The organism is Halalkalibacter okhensis, assembly GCF_000787375.1.
Lineage (GTDB): Bacteria > Bacillota > Bacilli > Bacillales > Bacillaceae_D > Halalkalibacter > Halalkalibacter okhensis.
On record NZ_JRJU01000066.1, the window covers coordinates 1 to 14,096 of the forward strand.

Annotated in this window: 17 protein-coding genes and 1 riboswitch; of the genes, 6 read left to right on the plus strand and 11 right to left on the minus strand. The window is 38.3% G+C overall.

Annotated elements, in window-relative coordinates:
• Positions 1-241: 241 nt before the first annotated feature.
• Positions 242-610 carry a DUF779 domain-containing protein gene (locus LQ50_RS23350; RefSeq protein ID WP_034634043.1) on the plus strand — a complete coding sequence of 123 codons (369 nt, stop codon included), beginning with the start codon at positions 242-244 and terminating at the stop codon, positions 608-610.
• A gap of 93 nt (positions 611-703) precedes the next feature.
• Here LQ50_RS23350 and LQ50_RS23355 read toward each other — a convergent pair whose 3' ends face one another.
• The 3 genes from LQ50_RS23355 to LQ50_RS23365 all read right to left on the minus strand — a co-directional run bounded on the left by LQ50_RS23355 (position 704) and on the right by LQ50_RS23365 (position 3,388).
• A complete protein-coding gene (locus LQ50_RS23355; RefSeq protein ID WP_034634045.1) occupies positions 704-871 on the minus strand; it encodes a hypothetical protein in 168 nt (55 codons plus the stop codon).
• Positions 872-891: 20 nt separating this feature from the next.
• Positions 892-2,676 (minus strand): phosphomethylpyrimidine synthase ThiC, encoded by a 1,785-nt coding sequence (gene thiC, locus LQ50_RS23360; protein ID WP_034634046.1) that lies wholly within the window; start codon positions 2,674-2,676, stop codon positions 892-894.
• A 132-nt stretch (positions 2,677-2,808) separates the two neighbouring features.
• A riboswitch (TPP riboswitch) is annotated at positions 2,809-2,923 on the minus strand.
• Between the two features lie 84 nt (positions 2,924-3,007).
• The gene (locus LQ50_RS23365; protein ID WP_034634047.1) at positions 3,008-3,388 is read right to left on the minus strand and encodes a PH domain-containing protein; all 381 of its coding nucleotides are present in this window, start codon (positions 3,386-3,388) and stop codon (positions 3,008-3,010) included.
• 137 nt (positions 3,389-3,525) lie between these two features.
• Between LQ50_RS23365 and LQ50_RS23370 the strand changes: the two genes are divergently transcribed.
• A complete protein-coding gene (locus LQ50_RS23370) occupies positions 3,526-4,506 on the plus strand; it encodes a 2-hydroxyacid dehydrogenase (protein ID WP_034634048.1) in 981 nt (326 codons plus the stop codon).
• Between the two features lie 109 nt (positions 4,507-4,615).
• Here LQ50_RS23370 and LQ50_RS23375 read toward each other — a convergent pair whose 3' ends face one another.
• From LQ50_RS23375 to LQ50_RS23385, 3 genes are all read right to left on the minus strand, one after another.
• Positions 4,616-4,930, minus strand: a complete 315-nt coding sequence (locus tag LQ50_RS23375; RefSeq protein ID WP_052144932.1) for a hypothetical protein — start codon at positions 4,928-4,930, stop codon at positions 4,616-4,618.
• Positions 4,931-5,058: 128 nt separating this feature from the next.
• On the minus strand, positions 5,059-5,592 hold the full coding sequence (gene ssuE / locus LQ50_RS23380) for an NADPH-dependent FMN reductase (RefSeq protein WP_034634049.1): 534 nt from the start codon (positions 5,590-5,592) through the stop codon (positions 5,059-5,061).
• 133 nt (positions 5,593-5,725) lie between these two features.
• Positions 5,726-6,781 (minus strand): DUF3900 domain-containing protein, encoded by a 1,056-nt coding sequence (locus LQ50_RS23385; protein WP_034634050.1) that lies wholly within the window; start codon positions 6,779-6,781, stop codon positions 5,726-5,728.
• A 167-nt stretch (positions 6,782-6,948) separates the two neighbouring features.
• Here LQ50_RS23385 and LQ50_RS23390 point away from each other — a divergent pair, with 167 nt between their 5' ends.
• On the plus strand, positions 6,949-8,376 hold the full coding sequence (locus LQ50_RS23390; protein ID WP_034634052.1) for a hypothetical protein: 1,428 nt from the start codon (positions 6,949-6,951) through the stop codon (positions 8,374-8,376).
• A gap of 140 nt (positions 8,377-8,516) precedes the next feature.
• Here the strand turns inward: LQ50_RS23390 and LQ50_RS23395 are convergent, their stop codons facing one another.
• Complete coding sequence (locus LQ50_RS23395) at positions 8,517-9,179, minus strand: potassium channel family protein (RefSeq protein ID WP_034634053.1); 663 nt, start codon at positions 9,177-9,179, stop codon at positions 8,517-8,519.
• Between the two features lie 63 nt (positions 9,180-9,242).
• Positions 9,243-10,421 (minus strand): serine-tRNA(Ala) deacylase AlaX, encoded by a 1,179-nt coding sequence (locus LQ50_RS23400; RefSeq protein ID WP_034634055.1) that lies wholly within the window; start codon positions 10,419-10,421, stop codon positions 9,243-9,245.
• Between the two features lie 118 nt (positions 10,422-10,539).
• Here LQ50_RS23400 and LQ50_RS23405 point away from each other — a divergent pair, with 118 nt between their 5' ends.
• On the plus strand, positions 10,540-10,971 hold the full coding sequence (locus tag LQ50_RS23405) for a CBS domain-containing protein (RefSeq protein WP_034634057.1): 432 nt from the start codon (positions 10,540-10,542) through the stop codon (positions 10,969-10,971).
• Between the two features lie 190 nt (positions 10,972-11,161).
• On the opposite strand, the gene LQ50_RS23410 is transcribed toward LQ50_RS23405, so the two are convergent.
• Both LQ50_RS23410 and LQ50_RS25865 read right to left on the minus strand, forming a co-directional pair.
• On the minus strand, positions 11,162-11,362 hold the full coding sequence (locus LQ50_RS23410) for an alpha/beta-type small acid-soluble spore protein (RefSeq protein WP_034634059.1): 201 nt from the start codon (positions 11,360-11,362) through the stop codon (positions 11,162-11,164).
• Positions 11,363-11,523: 161 nt separating this feature from the next.
• Positions 11,524-11,676, minus strand: coding sequence for a hypothetical protein (locus LQ50_RS25865; RefSeq protein ID WP_202595413.1), 153 nt, complete (start codon positions 11,674-11,676; stop codon positions 11,524-11,526).
• 148 nt (positions 11,677-11,824) lie between these two features.
• Here LQ50_RS25865 and LQ50_RS23415 point away from each other — a divergent pair, with 148 nt between their 5' ends.
• Both LQ50_RS23415 and LQ50_RS23420 read left to right on the plus strand, forming a co-directional pair.
• Complete coding sequence (locus LQ50_RS23415; protein WP_034634061.1) at positions 11,825-12,229, plus strand: DUF4395 domain-containing protein; 405 nt, start codon at positions 11,825-11,827, stop codon at positions 12,227-12,229.
• Positions 12,230-12,602: 373 nt separating this feature from the next.
• Positions 12,603-13,835, plus strand: a complete 1,233-nt coding sequence (locus tag LQ50_RS23420; RefSeq protein ID WP_034634062.1) for an MFS transporter — start codon at positions 12,603-12,605, stop codon at positions 13,833-13,835.
• Between the two features lie 43 nt (positions 13,836-13,878).
• Here the strand turns inward: LQ50_RS23420 and LQ50_RS25620 are convergent, their stop codons facing one another.
• Entirely contained in the window at positions 13,879-14,031 is a 153-nt protein-coding gene (locus LQ50_RS25620; protein ID WP_161784720.1) for a hypothetical protein, read from the minus strand.
• Between the last annotated feature and the right edge of the window lie 65 nt (positions 14,032-14,096).

Here is a 14,096-nt window from a genome sequence, read left to right on the forward strand (position 1 = left end):
AAAAGGCGCACGGCGTGTGCAGCCATCGCAAACATGGTCGCACTATTTCCATCTAATGGCGATCTTAATTCTTGCTCAATTGAAGCGATGAGCGTAACCTCCGTAATCTTTTAAACCTTTTGAGCGACCTTCTCAAAAGGCGCACGGCGTGGGGAGCCATCGCAAACATGGTCGCACTATTTCCAATTAAAGACTCGCTTCCTTTTTCGTTCAAATTAAAACGATGTGAAAGGAGGGACCAATGGTAAAGAAAGTGACAGCCACAAAAGAAGCACTTGAGTTCATTGATTTCTTAAAAAAGAAACACGGCCCACTTATGTTCCACCAATCTGGCGGATGCTGCGATGGTAGCTCCCCCATGTGCTATGCACAAAATGAATTTATAGTTGGAGATAGCGATACGCTTCTTGGAGAAATAGGTGATTCCCCTTTTTATATTAGTTCTGCTCAGTATGAATATTGGAAGCATACTCAGCTTATTATCGATGTAGTAAAAGGGCGAGGAGGAATGTTCTCTTTGGAAGGACCTGAGGGGAAGCGATTCCTAACACGTTCTAGAGTTTTCACTTCCAAAGAGCGTATCAAGTTAAAAGAGGTACAAGGGGAGTAATCCTTTTGTACCTCTTTATTAGATCTGTATATTTAGTCAAATACCGAATGTAGTCGTTTACTATAAACTAATAGACATTAATACTCTCCTAAACTAGTAATATAAGGCCACTACTTTTTGGCACTTCGTACACTTCTGATACAATGATTCGCCTTCAAAGTGATGATCACAGTTTGATTGTACATCCTTTAGATGGTTCTCCCAAAAAATAAGTTGATCTCTTAAATCTTGAATTTTACTTTGGATCTCGACAACTTTCATTGGAAACCTCCTCTATACAGCTACTGATAAATCGTTCCTCCAGATTTTTTGAATTGCTCTGCCTTTTCCTGTAAACCCTTTTCAATCGCTTCGCTCGTCTCCAGCTTGTTCTCTTTTGCATATTGACGAATGTCGTGAGATATCCTCATACTACAAAACTTCGGTCCACACATGGAGCAAAAATGAGCGGTTTTTGCCCCTTCAGCAGGCAAGGTTTCATCATGGTATTCGAGTGCACGCTCTGGATCTAATGCTAGGTTAAATTGGTCCCTCCAGCGGAATTCAAAACGCGCTTTTGACAAGGCATCATCTCGTACTCTTGCACCTGGATGGCCTTTCGCTAAATCAGCAGCATGAGCAGCAATTTTATACGTAATGACACCCTCACGAACATCGTCACGGTTTGGCAATCCTAAATGTTCTTTTGGAGTGACATAACATAGCATTGCTGTACCAAACCAGCCAATCATCGCCGCACCAATAGCTGATGTGATATGGTCATACCCTGGAGCAATATCAGTAGTTAATGGCCCTAATGTATAAAATGGGGCTTCATGACACATTTCTAGTTGTTTATCCATATTTTCTTTAATTAAATGCATTGGAACATGCCCTGGTCCTTCGACCATCACTTGAACATCATGCTCCCAAGCAATCTTTGTTAATTCTCCAAGAGTTTCTAATTCGGCAAATTGTGCCTCATCATTGGCGTCAGCAATAGACCCCGGACGTAATCCATCTCCTAGTGAAAACGCAATATCATATGTTTTCATAATCTCGCAAATTTCTTCAAAGTGCGTATATAAGAAATTCTCTTCATGATGATATAAACACCACTGTGCCATAATTGATCCACCTCGAGAAACGATCCCCGTTAGACGTTTTACCGTTAATGGAACATATCGCATAAGAACACCTGCATGAATGGTAAAGTAATCCACTCCTTGCTCAGCTTGCTCGATCAACGTATCGCGATATACTTCCCACGTTAAATCCTCTGCAATTCCATTTACTTTTTCAAGCGCTTGGTACAGCGGAACTGTTCCAACAGGAACAGCAGAATTCCGAACGATCCATTCACGAGTTGTATGAATGTTTTTTCCAGTTGATAAATCCATCATCGTATCAGCGCCCCACCGAGTCGCCCAAGTCATCTTTTCTACCTCTTCTTCTATCGAAGAAGATACCGCAGAATTCCCAATATTCGCATTAATTTTAACGTGGAAATTCCGTCCAATAATCATCGGCTCCGTTTCCGGATGATTAATGTTGGCTGGAATAATCGCCCTACCACTAGCTACCTCTAAACGAACGAACTCAGGGTCAAGATTTTCTCTTATGGATATAAACTCCATTTCAGGTGTGATGATGCCTTTTTTTGCATAATGAAGCTGCGTTACATTTTGACCGTTTTTCGCACGCAACGGTTTTCTTTTTAACTGAGGGAAGATTTGAGAATTAAGGCGTGGATCATCGGCCGATATGTAGCCATTATCCTCTGGTTTAATTTTACGCCCTTCGTACTCTTCCACATCATTTCGTTCTTGAATCCACTTGCTACGAAGAGCAGGAAGCCCTTTTGTTATATCAACGTTATAATGATGATCTGTGTATGGACCACTGGTGTCATATACGCGAACGGGCGGATTTTCCTCTTCTCCAACCGTCCCAGTTGTTGGACTTAATTCAATTTCTCGCATAGGCACTTGAATGTCAGACCTTGAGCCTTGGACATATACTTTTTTACTGCCAGAAAAGCTAGACATAATGGAAATGTTTTTCTCATTTAATGAAGGTGTGGACATTGATCTCTCTCCTTTTGAAATAGAAAGGACAAAATCTAGACCATGAAAAGGAAGGAAGCTTGAAGATACATAAAAAAGCCGGAACCAAACAAATGGTTTGGACCCGGCTAATTGATAGAAGTATAGTCAACAAAAAATTCTCTTAAACTTCCCCACGCTGGTATGAGCCAGATCAGGTCCAAAGGGTCAACAATCTTTATCGTTCTTGTTTCTCAGCCCAACTCATTGGACTCCCCTAGTTATCCTATTAAGTTTTATCTTACATTTCTAGTATATAGCAATAGTGGAAAAAGTAAAACATTTTAGTGAATATTAGAACTATATACCTATTTCACTCCGAAAGAACATAATCAGCTAGTACACTTTGAACTTCATAGATATTTAAGCTCTTATTGAATTGCTTTTCAAGAGGTGTTGCACTGCCTGATATCCAAATCTTCAATTCGGCATCCAAATCAAAGTTCCCAGCCGTTTCAACACTAAAGTGAGTAATGTTTTTATACGGAATAGAGTGAAGCTCAACTTTTTTTCCTGTAACCCCTTGTTTGTCTACAAGAATAAGACGTTTGTTTGTAAAAATAAACAAGTCACGAATAAGTTTATAAGCCTTTTCAATTCTTTCATTATTTGTAAGGATTTTTGAAAACTCTTTCTCAACTTCTGAAATGCTGACTTCGGATGCATTTCCCATTAGCCCATCGAATAATCCCATTCTTTTTCCTCCCACTATATTAGTCTCTTCTTATAATAGAATACCATATTTTCCCGTTTTTCGAACATTAACATTGGTGGCCATAGGGCATTTATGTTAATGTTTACTATATTGATTGCGATCGAAAGGAGATACATATGAAACCAAAAATAATTGTTTACATGAGGGTTGACGACCGAGTTGTCAAAGAGTTGGAAAAGCATTTCGATGTTACCTGTTTTCAACATCATGAATATCTAGGAAACCCAGCCTTTGACAATGCTCTCAAAGAAGCAGATGGCATTATTGGGTTAGCATTGAAAGTAACAAAAGAGATACTAGATGTTGCTCCAAATCTAAAGGTTGTGTCGAATGTATCGGTTGGTTATGATAATTTAGATATCAAAGAGCTTACGAAACGAAAAATCATGGCTACAAACACTCCAGGTATTTTAAATGAAACAACAGCGGATGCGATTTTTGGACTTCTTATTGCTACCGCTCGGCGAATACCTGAATTAGATTATTATGTGAAGTCCGGTCAATGGAATATATCTCTCCAACCGAATCAATATGGAGTAGATGTCCATCACAAAACACTAGGCATCATTGGGTTAGGAAATATTGGTCAAGCCATTGCCCAAAGAGCCCATTTTGGATTCGGAATGAACATTCTTTATCATAACCGCTCAAGAAATCTAGAAGCCGAAAGAACGTTTGGTGCGACATATTGTGAACTAAATGATCTTCTGGCCCAATCGGATTTTGTCTGTTTGATGATCCCAGCAACAAAAGAAACAGAAAAAATGATAGGGCAAAATGAGTTTAGAGCAATGAAAAATAGTGCTATTTTTATTAATGGATCACGCGGCAAAAATGTGGATGAAGAGGCTCTTTATGATGCTCTAATCAATAAAGAAATTTATGCAGCTGGTATTGATGTGTTCACAACAGAACCAACTGACCCAAACAATCCATTATTATCGTTAAAAAACATCGTTACTTTGCCACATATTGGTTCTTCTACAACAGAATGTGAATACCGAATGTCAAAATTAGCAGCTCAAAATTTATGTGCTGCATTAGCTGGGCAAAAACCTCCGAGCCTACTAAATGAAGAGGCTTGGCCAAGTAAGTAATTAGAAAGGCTTCTAAAAAAAGGTTCGATTTTCACCTTTTTCAGAAGCCTCCAATTTTTACTTTTTAGGCAGCCTTTAAGCAGATCCTTTTTAGGTACAACTTCTTCCTTTAGCGATTTTGTAAGTAAGTATCTAAAATTTGTTTTACCCGCTCTGACTCCTCTGAATGAATGACATAATGATCTCCGTCTAATTGACCAAAAACCTGTTGCACTCCTTGTTGTTTTAAAAAATGAACAACATCATCTACGTTTTCAGATTGAGTTAGAAGTAACTTTTTCCCAACAAATTCTTCATTAACAAATATGTCATAAGCATCATGCTCACCTTTTATTTCTCCATCGGAATTTGCGTCAATAAGACCTATTAATGGTAGCTGATAACTCCCTGTGCTAATACCTGACTGTCCAAAAAACATAGGCATTTCCTTGTCACTCCCTTATTATTTTTTATAGTTTTTGCACGAGCGTTGTCTTTCTATGTGAACTTTCTAAACAAAACACAAAAAAGAACGAACTGTAGGCTGACGTTCGTTCTTTAAAGGATATAAGATTATTGTTTATTCAATTCTTTTACCAACTTATTGAAAGAAGCCTCTAATCGTTCTTTCGCTTCTTGCTCGATCGCCGTACTTCCATCTTCACCTCTAGTTACACACGTATCTAATGTAAAGACACCTTTTATGATATTTTCTGCTCCTAAAGAAGCGAGTACAGGTTTCAAGCTGTAATCAATGGCTAATAAATGTGAGGTTGTTCCACCTAGCATAAGAGGCAATACAATTTTATTCTCTAGCCCTTTTTGTGGGAGTAAGTCTAAGTATGTTTTTAAAATCCCTGTAAAAGAAGCTTTATAAACTTGGCTCGCGACAATAACTGCATCTGCTTCTTCTACTTTTTTATTAGCTGCTAAAATGGCTTCACTGTTAAATTTAGCTAATATTAAGTCTTCTGCAGGAATATCAATTACATGCAATTGCTCTACATCCATTCCTTGCTCACTTAACACACTTTGGGCATAATCAATAATTCCTTTTAACCTAGTTGTTTTTGATGGCCCGCCTGAAATAATAACGATTTTTGTCAAATTAATCACACTCCTACTCTATATCTTTTCCAACTGCTTTCACATTTCCAAAAGGAAATAACTTACTTTCAACTGTATGCACTAGCCTACTAAATGTCAAACCATACGATACACTATTATTCGTTTCAAACCATTATCTTCTAATCTTCTTCAACACATCATCCAAAGGCTCCGGCTTCAAAAACTCTACTGGAGAAACACCTTTCTCAAACGTAAAAGCATCTCCTTCAATCACAATGACATACCTACCATTTACCTTCGCAATATGGAGCGATTCCCCAAAGTCTGACAACATCGCCTTCACATCAATATGGTCTAGTTTGAGCTTCAACGGAATTTCTGGCTGATGTTCAATGATTGGGGCAGATGCTTCAACAACCTGCTCTGGTGTCCATTTCTCCTGCATCTCTCTGACAGGTGTGTTTGACCAAGCTTCGATGTACTCCTCTTCTTGAACCCTTTCAGGACTTTCCTCCTGATACGTTTCAGCAATATGCTGTTGAGCCATTTGCACAACTTGATTCTTAACGATTTCAGGAACGGATTGATGGTACTCAACAAATTTTAAGAAATCCTCAAAATACCTTGCATGAGACGACTGATGAATCTTCAGCTCCCACTCCTCAAGCATGCCTTCTTCCGGCATGTAGGGGTATTGGATTGATTTCATATTTTTCGTTGTAATGGCTCGCTCAACGTTTCGAATCATCGTTTTTTCATCTGTTATTGTTGCTACTTTTTGTTCAAAGTCGCATTTTAAAACAAAAACAAATGGCTCATCGAAGTATTTATTGAATTTCGCTCGAAGTACAAGTAATGCCCCTCCTCTTATAGCACTTGTATCCATATATGCCCGCACCAACTCTTCGCTGCTATTTTTGAACATTTCTAAAGATTCTGCCGAGCGAATGCGATGAATCATATTATAATTAGGATTCGTTTCTAGATCATAGCCTGGTTCAACAATGAACCGACCGATTTTGGTAGGAACGGATTCCGATTTTGGATTTCTTTCTACCTTCCTTTTCGCTACTTTCATTAATTCACCATCAAGAAAGTCTTTTAACGCACTATCTATGTACATCGCTTCATCTAATGTTTGATAATGTTTAAACTGCTTGTCTGCTTGCTCTCCTTGCCCATCGACTTGAACGACAAAAAAAGATAAATAATTAATTGTAAAATCCATATATAACTCACCTAGTTCCTCTACTTAAAACATAAATAACGTTTCAAATTATACCATTGTTTCGTTGTTGTGTCCTATAGTCCTCTAGTGCCTTCTTCACATCTTATTAGGCAAATGCATACGATGGTATCGTTTCTTCTAAAATCCGTAAAAAGGAGATTAGAACAATGGAATTAACAATTGCACACTGGTTATATTTAGCGGGAACTTGCTTAATTATTGTAACCATGTTGTTCAGACAAAATGTGGTAGTCCCTGCCATACTAATGAGCTTCGTCATCGGTTGGGTGTACAACGGTTCTTTTTTAAGTGGGGTTCAAGCTATTTTTAATGCAAGTTTAACTGCAGCCGGAGAGCTCTTTCATATCTTTCTCATCATTGCTATTATGACCGCATTGCTTCAGTCGCTAAAGTCGATAGGGGCAGATGAACAAATGGTCATTCCGTTTCAAAAGGTGATGAAAAATGGTCACCTATCGTTTTGGATTCTCGTCTTCGTCACGTATTCAGTTTCACTATTTTTCTGGCCTGCCCCTGCTGTACCGCTCATTGGAGCATTGCTCATTCCTGTTGCAATCAAAGCTGGTTTGCCACCAATTGGTGCGGCTCTAGCTATATCATTAGCAGGTCATGGGATGGCTTTATCATCTGACTTTGTTCTTCAAGTCGCACCGGGTTTAACAGCCTCAACTTCTGGAATGGAAGCTGCAGTTGTTGCCGATAAAGCTTTCATTTTATCTATCATTACAGGTATCATCGCATTAACGATCGCTTATTTTATGATCAGAAAATCGATTGTTCTTCCAGCAAAGAAAAATGTAATTGCTTGGGAAAAAAGTGATGAAAATGAAGTCTCTTTACAATCTGAAGAAATTGAAGTAAGAAAAGGAGCATATAGCAAAGTTTTTGCCTTTCTTGTTCCATCTTCTTTTTTGGCTATTGTTGTTTATGTTGTCCTCGCTACATTTTCTGATACTATTCCAGCAATAGCAGATGGGGCAGGAGCAGCAATCATTGGCGGTATTGCGACTTTAATGTTAATTGCTATATCCCTTTTTCGAAATTATCGTAAATCCCTTAAAGAAGTTAGTGATCATCTTGTAAAAGGATTCGTTTTTGCCTTTAAAGTTATGGGGTTAGTTATTCCGATAGCTGGTTTCTTTTTTATGGGAAGTGGCGAATTTTCTGCGAGTATTTTAGGAATAAGTGATTCGGATCAAGCGCCTGCTTTTTTATTTGACTTAGTAGAGGCGAGTCAACATGCGATCCCAGATAACGCTTTTATTACAGGATTTGGTATCCTCTTACTCGGAATGGTATCAGGTTTAGATGGTTCAGGATTTTCAGGACTGCCATTAATTGGTTCACTTTCAGATGCTTTTGCTACGTCCGTGGGAATTGAACCTGCCACATTAGCAGCAATTGGTCAGATGGGAGCCATTTGGGTAGGTGGAGGTACATTGGTTGCATGGTCACCTATTATTGCCATTGCAGGTTTTGCGAAGATATCGGTTTTGGATCTCGTTCGAAAGAGCTTCATCCCTGTAATTATCGCGCTTACGTTATCAACTATTTTTGGGTTGCTCTTTCTGTGATGTCAATTAAAACACCTGGTTAGCATTTCTGCTGTCCAGGTGTTTTGATTAGGTTTTTCTAAAACAAGTGCATGTGTTTTCTCTTGCTATAAAAATCACTTTGAGAATAAGCTTTTTTCGCGCGACCTTATAAACCAGTTTTACATCCCCTCTTCTTCAAAACGCTCGAGATCATTTTTATGTCCAATCACCACTAACATATCGCCTTGTTGAATGATTTCATTAGGTAATGGGGATACATTGATGCGTTCTGCTCGTTTAATCGCTAAAATCGTACAACCGTACTTTGCCCGTATGTTCAGATCAACTAGCGATTTATTATGAATCTTTGTGGTCGCTAATAATTCGACAATGCTATATTCCTCTGATAATTCAATATAATCGACGATTTTCTCCGAATGTAAATGTTGAGCGATTCTAATTCCCATATCATGCTCAGGATGAATAATGCGATCTGCTCCGATTTTTTCTAAAACTTTATGATGATAATCACTCTGGGCTTTCACCCAAACATTCGGGACATTCATTTCTTTTAATAAGAGCGTTGTTAAAATACTTGTTTGAATATTATCACCAATAGCAACAATAACGTATTCGAAATTTCTAATTCCTAAAGATTTCAAAGCTTTCTCATCTGTTGAATCTGCAATAACTGCATGAGTAGCAAATGCCGCAAATTCATTCACTTTATGGTCCCGATTATCAATAGCTAATACTTGGTGCCCCATTTTGTATAACTCTTTACAAATGCTGCCTCCAAATCGACCTAATCCAATAACAGCAAACTGTTTTTTCAATGCCATTTTCCCACTCCCACTCCTCTTAGTTGGACTTGATAATGGACTTACTTATTGCACCAAACGGGATCATACTTGTTCAAGAACTAATGATAAAAATTGATCGGACTCCATTGTTGAGACTCCACCACCTTGTACTAGCACTTCGCTTCCCCCACCTTTTCCGGAAATACTTGGCAAAGCATCCAATACAGGCTTCTTACAGTTTATGTTCGATTCTTTTCCTTTAGCAGCCACAACTTGTAGTCGTTCCTTATTTTTTGAAACGAAGAAAACTGCACACCTAGGGGCTACCTCTGTTATTTTTTGTGCTAACTGCTGTAATTCTTTTATCGATCGATCTTCATATGTACGCCCGATTATTCGTTCATCTAAGCTAATTAATTCTTCCGCCTCATAAGAAATCAATTTTTCTTTAAGCTTTTCAATTGATTTCTCTAATTCTTTTTCTTTGGCTATTTTTCTCTTTATCGTTTGTGGAAGTTCCTGTTCTGGTGCACTGAGTAAGTCGGTTAAGGTAAGCAAGGTTGACTGCTTTTCATCAAATTGATGTAAAACTCGATTTCCACAAACAAATTGAACTCGGATATGTTTCTTTTGCTTCTCCCAATTTAGAACTTTGATCGCCCTTACTTCCCCCGTTGTTCTTGGGTGTGTTCCACCGCAGGCATTGTCATCATAACCGGGAATGAGAACAAGGCGAATGTCTTCGGTTACAGAGGGCGCTTTCCTTAGTTGATATTGACTAAGTTCTTCTGTCGTTGCCCATTTCGTTTCAATCGGAAGGTTTTCCAAGATGATGTTGTTTGCTAAGTGAACAGCTTCTTTCACTTTGGCTTCATGTAACTCAGAAACTGACAGGTCAATGGTTGCTATGTCTTTCCCTAAATGAAAACTTACCGTTTGAAAATCAAATAATTTTGCAAAAGCAGCGGATAAAATATGTTGACCAGCATGCTGCTGCATATGATCAAAACGCCTTTGCCAATTGATTCTCCCCTGTATCAAATCTTTTTTTTCTATAGGTGCCGTTACATAATGGCGAATTTCTTTGTCCATTTCTTCAACGCCTATAACAGGCATATTTTCAAGGTACCCTATATCATTTGGCTGTCCACCTCCAGTTGGATAAAATGCCGTTTCACTAAGTACAATGTACCAGTTGCCATTTTCATCTTGTTCTTGTTTCAACATTTCCGCGTGAAATTGTTGTAAATAAGCATCACTATAATATAATTTATCTTCCATTTTCTAGCAACTCTCCCTAGTTTAAAAGTGTAAAGATTTATTTTTATCATACCATTTTGTCAACCATGCATAAATAAGTCTTCTTAACAGATACTTTCATTTGAAAGGAGTGTTTAACATGGCACAAAATCTAACTGAAATTATGTCAACAGATGTCATCACAATTGATGCTTCTCAATCTATTCAAGAAGCGGCTGCGATGATGAAGTCTCATAATATCGGCTCAATCCCTGTTGTCAAAAATGGGCAACTTGCAGGGATTATTACAGACAGAGATATTACAATTCGTGCTACAGCTGATGGAGATGATACACATGCTTCCGTGGAAGAATGCATGTCAACCAATTTAACTGTAGCTTCTCCAACCACTGACCCTCACGAAGCAGCCAACATGATGGCTGCTCACCAAATTCGCCGATTACCGGTTGTAGAAAACGGGAAAATTGTTGGTATGGTTGCCATTGGCGATTTAGCTACACAGAACATTTATGAAAATGAAGCTGGCGAAGCTCTTTCTGAGATCTCAGAAAAAGATCATGGATTAAGCTAAGAATTAGAGCTAAATCTTGGAAGCCTGAGCTAGAGAGCATTGGTCAGTTTAACTCGGTAAAGATGGATACACATTCGTTCAAAGGGGTGTCTCAAAGGTCTAATTTTGCCTTTGAGACACCCTTATCTTCTTAGCAGGGCACTACAAAAAGCAGCTTAAACATTTTGTTTAAGCTGCATGCCATGTTTATTTATTTTTGAAAACCACCAAACTGCTGTTCAGCTTGTTGAACAAGACGCTTAGTAATCTCACCACCAACAGACCCATTTGAACGAGACGTTGAATCCGAGCCAAGTTGAACACCAAACTCTTGTGCAATTTCATATTTCATCTGATCTAGCGCTTGCTCTACTCCTGGTACGACAAGCTTATTGCTACTATTGTTTGCCATTTCTTATCACCTCGCTTTGCTCTTGGTACTACCTATCGTGTGTAATCTTGACTGACTTATGTATTTTCCTTACTGGAAATGTTTTTCTCTATAAGTAAAGACCCTCGAAATTACCGAGGGTCTTTTGTCGTACTATGTGTAAAATGGTATTAGCTATGTTATTATTTGTTGTTTTTACGATTCTTACGGTTGTTATTGCGGTTGTTTAAATCTTGAGCATCATTCTCTTCTGCAAATTCAACATTTGCATTTTCCACTTCAACATTATTGTTGTTGTTATTGTTGTTATTATTGTTTTTGTTACGCTTTGCCATTCGTATCACCTCCTTAGCCAAGTATATTATTGCCGAACGTCTTAAAAACATTCCCTTAACTTCTATTTTTTTACCTTTTTCGTTAATCTAATAAATGCACAGCTCAAACCTATGTTATATAATAGAGATAAGTAAGGAGGTTGTTTTAATGGGCATTCCTAAACCACTTGTTCAGGCTAATCAATTGTTCATCGTCATAACTGTGCTTCTAAGCTTACTGTTTTCTAAGTGGCTATTGCTTATTCCATTTACAAACGGTGTGATTTCACTTGTGACAAAACGTAATATGATTATAGAAGTAGTAAAAAACTTTCTAAAGAAGCCTAAGGATCAGTACATTCTCGAAGATTCTGATCAGCAACTTTTTAATCAATGGATTGCTACTATTTGTCTCGGTCTATCACTGCTATTTTTCAATCTAGGGTTTATATCTCTTGGTTATTTATTCAGCATTATGGTCCTATTAGCAGCAGGTATTGCTTTACTTGGATTTTGTATTGGATGCACAATCCGCTACCGATACATGATGTGGAAACATAAGCGCCTCAATTAAGAGAAAGTCGAAGAGGATCAGTAATTTTTACTTTCTAGAGGCATTGGTGAAGGAATTTGCATCTTTCTAGCCAAGAGCTTCTCTTAACATCTTCGGGGTTGTCTCAAAAGATCAAAATCGACCTTTTGAGACAACCCCTTTTCCTTATTCTCTTTAACCATTTCGGATCTTCATACCGCTTAAGAAGGGCTTCTTTTTCTCATGTCATCGATGACCAAAACCTTCCCCTCTCGCTTATGTGAATCATACTCACACTCCCAAATGTTGCCGAAAGACTCCTTTCTATATTTTTTCCAATATTAGCGTTCTAACGACCATGTAACATGATATAATTTATGTAAATATTTAGTGTATAGAAAGAAGGACGAACAAAATGCAAGCTCAGCAAAAACAAATCGATACACATTTACCTGAACAAAAAACAGCGTATCGAATCTTATTTATTATTGGATTTGTCCATCTCTTAAACGACACCATCCAATCTCTCGTTCCTGCAATGTTCCCTATATTGCAGCAATCGATGGGACTGACTTTTACACAGCTTGGTCTTATTGCCTTTTCGCTTAACTTGACATCATCCCTTATCCAGCCATTAGTCGGGACCTTTACAGACAGAAAGCCCTCTCCTTATGCATTACCAATTGGTCTTTGTTTTACATTTATAGGTGTGCTAGGAATTGCTTTTGCTCCTTCTTTTTTATTTGTCGTCCTTTCTGTCATCTTTATTGGACTAGGTTCGGCAACCTTTCACCCTGAAGGTTCGCGAGTCGCTTATATGGCAGCCGGTCCTCGACGTGGTCTAGCTCAATCCATTTACCAAGTTGGAGGAAATGCAGGTCAGGCTTTAGCGCCGTTAATTACAGCACTGATCCTTGTCCCACTTGGACAGTTTGGTTCAATATGGTTTACCATTTTAGCAGCCGTTGCGATTGGTCTTCTTTTTTATATTGCCAAATGGTATTCCGTTCAAATTAGCCAAACCACAATCTTTACTGCCAAAAAGAACGTCAGAAACAAAACAGAGAACAATAGCCAGAAGAAAAAAACGATCATAATGGCCATATGCTTGCTCGTCTTCTTAGTCTTTGCGCGCTCATGGTTTCATGCTGGTATGACTAACTTCTATGCTTTTTATTTGATTGAAAAATATCATATGTCGATTGGGCAAGCACAAGTTTACTTATTTATCTTTTTAGCCTTTGGAGCCATTGGCACATTTGCAGGTGGGCCATTAGCTGACCGCTTTGGTAAACGAAACATCATTATGCTATCGATGCTTGGGTCAGCTCCACTTACGCTATTACTCCCACATGTTGGAACCATTTTTATTTATCCCTTAATAGCCATTATTGGATTTATTATTTTATCGAGCTTCTCTGTATCTGTTGTATATGCTCAAGAACTAGTTCCTGGGAGAATCGGAATGGTATCAGGCCTGATCGTCGGTCTAGCCTTTGGAATGGGAGCTGTAGGTTCTATTGGCCTTGGTCTCTTGGCTGATGCAATCGGGCTGACAAATACGATCTTATTCACGGTAGCTCTCCCATTAATAGGAATCTTAACCTTCTTCTTGCCTTCTGATAAATGGATAGAAGAAAACAATTAAGTATATAAAAAGCAGCTTGAACAAATACGTTCAAGCTGCTTTCCTACAACAAAATGTTGTCTAAGTTTTTTAACTCTAGTTCTGCAAATTTTTTCACCATTTTTTCCTCGTTAATGGCAAAGAAAGACTCTTCAAGTGTACATTGAATATCAACCTCACAATGAATGGTTGCAAGTTTTCTACACAAGTGCAGCATCTCGATTTCCTCTTCTATTTTTTTCGTTGTGCTTTCGTGAGCGATTCAATGTTTTCTAAAATCCC

Bases quoted from the DNA above. Each gene is read 5' to 3' on its own strand.
- LQ50_RS23350 (WP_034634043.1), top strand. From the start codon at position 242: ATGGTAAAGAAAGTGACAGCCACAAAAGAAGCACTTGAGTTCATTGAT.
- LQ50_RS23355 (WP_034634045.1), bottom strand. From the start codon at position 871: ATGAAAGTTGTCGAGATCCAAAGTAAAATTCAAGATTTAAGAGATCAA.
- thiC (WP_034634046.1), bottom strand. From the start codon at position 2,676: ATGTCCACACCTTCATTAAATGAGAAAAACATTTCCATTATGTCTAGC.
- LQ50_RS23365 (WP_034634047.1), bottom strand. From the start codon at position 3,388: ATGGGATTATTCGATGGGCTAATGGGAAATGCATCCGAAGTCAGCATT.
- LQ50_RS23370 (WP_034634048.1), top strand. From the start codon at position 3,526: ATGAAACCAAAAATAATTGTTTACATGAGGGTTGACGACCGAGTTGTC.
- LQ50_RS23375 (WP_052144932.1), bottom strand. From the start codon at position 4,930: ATGCCTATGTTTTTTGGACAGTCAGGTATTAGCACAGGGAGTTATCAG.
- LQ50_RS23385 (WP_034634050.1), bottom strand. From the start codon at position 6,781: ATGGATTTTACAATTAATTATTTATCTTTTTTTGTCGTTCAAGTCGAT.
- LQ50_RS23390 (WP_034634052.1), top strand. From the start codon at position 6,949: ATGGAATTAACAATTGCACACTGGTTATATTTAGCGGGAACTTGCTTA.
- LQ50_RS23395 (WP_034634053.1), bottom strand. From the start codon at position 9,179: ATGGCATTGAAAAAACAGTTTGCTGTTATTGGATTAGGTCGATTTGGA.
- LQ50_RS23400 (WP_034634055.1), bottom strand. From the start codon at position 10,421: ATGGAAGATAAATTATATTATAGTGATGCTTATTTACAACAATTTCAC.
- LQ50_RS23405 (WP_034634057.1), top strand. From the start codon at position 10,540: ATGGCACAAAATCTAACTGAAATTATGTCAACAGATGTCATCACAATT.
- LQ50_RS23410 (WP_034634059.1), bottom strand. From the start codon at position 11,362: ATGGCAAACAATAGTAGCAATAAGCTTGTCGTACCAGGAGTAGAGCAA.
- LQ50_RS25865 (WP_202595413.1), bottom strand. From the start codon at position 11,676: ATGGCAAAGCGTAACAAAAACAATAATAACAACAATAACAACAACAAT.
- LQ50_RS23415 (WP_034634061.1), top strand. From the start codon at position 11,825: ATGGGCATTCCTAAACCACTTGTTCAGGCTAATCAATTGTTCATCGTC.
- LQ50_RS23420 (WP_034634062.1), top strand. From the start codon at position 12,603: ATGCAAGCTCAGCAAAAACAAATCGATACACATTTACCTGAACAAAAA.
- LQ50_RS25620 (WP_161784720.1), bottom strand. From the start codon at position 14,031: ATGCTGCACTTGTGTAGAAAACTTGCAACCATTCATTGTGAGGTTGAT.